Origin of the sequence: Bacillus sp. AP50, from assembly GCF_040492675.1 — a bacterium.
In the GTDB taxonomy this organism is placed as follows: Bacteria; Bacillota; Bacilli; order Bacillales; family Bacillaceae_G; genus Bacillus_A; species Bacillus_A cereus.
In genome coordinates this window covers 1-1761 of record NZ_JBEUTW010000698.1, presented here as the reverse complement: position 1 = coordinate 1761, position 1761 = coordinate 1, and the positions used below count along the sequence as shown (strand labels likewise).

The following is a 1761-nucleotide window of genomic DNA, read 5'->3' as shown; positions in this document are numbered from 1 at the left end:
TCTATTATACTGATATGCATCTCCCGATAATCTATATTCGTAAAGCTCAGCTTCTTTTAAATTATATGATATTCTTTGTTCACTAATATCTTGCTGTTTATCTAACCTTAAATTATTACTATCAAAAATTAACGGAGATAAATACACCGTCTTTTGGCTCGGGTTTAAATTCCGATTTTTTCTTATTAATCTTGACAATAAGATATTTCTATTATCTTTACCAAATAAGTTATGCGCTTCATCAATATACATTATGTCAAAATAGACATTATTTTTATCCAATAATCTAAGCGCTCTTTCTTGTGTGAAAATTGCTATAAAACTATCGTCCCCTTGATACATTTCATCATGAATTAAAATTCTTTTATCAATTTTAGAATTTCTTACTTCTCGATAAGTTTGTACCAAAAGAGACTTTGTCGGAACAATGATAGCAATTTTATTATACGATTCATTGTGTAAAATATGTTCTATTATAAGCGAACTTTTTCCAAACGATGTTGGGGCAATATAACTTACTTCATTAGAATTATCTTTTAATAAATTTGTTCTAACTTTTTTTTGTTGGTAAGTTTCAATGTAGTTATGGTTTCTAAAGCTATCAATTTTCACTTCCATAAGACTATCATTTAAACTTAACTGATCACCTAATAATTTAAAATTAATTATATCTTTAGCAATGGGATAAAAACCAAAATTCACAGCAAAATCATATAATGGCATATAATCTTCATATTGCACAGAGTATTTCAAAATAATATAATAAGCAAATTCCAAGTAACTTGAGAAGCGTTGATCTGCTTCGTAATGTTTCATAAATAATATCGCACAACTTAATATATATGTTTTCTCTTCCTCCGTAAGTTGTTCATTCATAGTTATTTTCCTTAACACTTCATTAAACTCTTTTATTTTACTTATACTCGTTAAAGTCGATTTTTCCACTTTTTCCATAATAGATACCCCTAACTAGCGATTTAAAAACTCAATAAATTGAGAGATGGACTTTTTAGTAACACAAATAATGACTATGTCTTTATATTTAAAATTCGAAACAACACCAGCTATTTTCTTCTTTATTTCATTCAAATTGTAATCTTCCCATTTACCACTTAGAAAAATGGTGGATGCAGGTATAATATTAAAATCTTCAATTGATGTAAATTTCTTTTGAGTAAAATTATCAGACAATAATTTAATATTTTTTCTTATACTCTTACTTGTACCTACATCAATGAGTTGTGCATGATTATATGCATTTTGCCACGGATTATTAGAAACATTTCCGCTAAATTTATCAGTCAAATCATCGTATGCTGTTTTAACTTTACTCCAATGAGAACTACCTTTACTATCTCTATAACCGGACTTACTCTCCATAATCCATTCAACTTCATCTTTTGAGTAATAACCATCAAATCCTTTTTTAATCGATCCTTCTTCAAGATTAAAAAAAGTGCATTCTTGTTTGTATCCTAAACTTTTTAAATACAAATGTATAAAAAATTCAGCGGTTGCTCCCATTACCGTATTTTCAGATTTACTTTCAAAAAAATCCCTTGCTCTTTGCTTAACAACCTCTATATCACTATCACTATCTCCCTCACAAATCATTACAAAATGTTCCTCAATGTATTTCAATAATTCCGAACTATACCCCTCAAAATCAACAAAGTGTATTTGATACTTATTTTCAAGAAAAGAACTTGATTTAAATATATTTACTGTAGTAGTTTTCATTATATCCCTTCAATCTATATA

General features: G+C 27.7%; 2 protein-coding genes. Both read right to left on the bottom strand.

Annotation, left to right across the window (positions count from 1 at the left end; genetic code table 11):
* On the bottom strand, positions 1-954 hold a 954-nt coding region (locus tag ABWK52_RS28555), incomplete at its 3' end, for a DEAD/DEAH box helicase (RefSeq protein WP_353772338.1).
* Between the two features lie 15 nt (positions 955-969).
* Positions 970-1740 (bottom strand): hypothetical protein, encoded by a 771-nt coding sequence (locus ABWK52_RS28550; RefSeq protein ID WP_097820930.1) that lies wholly within the window; start codon positions 1738-1740, stop codon positions 970-972.
* Positions 1741-1761: the final 21 nt, after the last annotated feature.

Excerpts from the sequence above, each read along its gene's own strand:
- ABWK52_RS28550 (WP_097820930.1), bottom strand. The coding sequence starts at position 1,740 with ATGAAAACTACTACAGTAAATATATTTAAATCAAGTTCTTTTCTTGAA.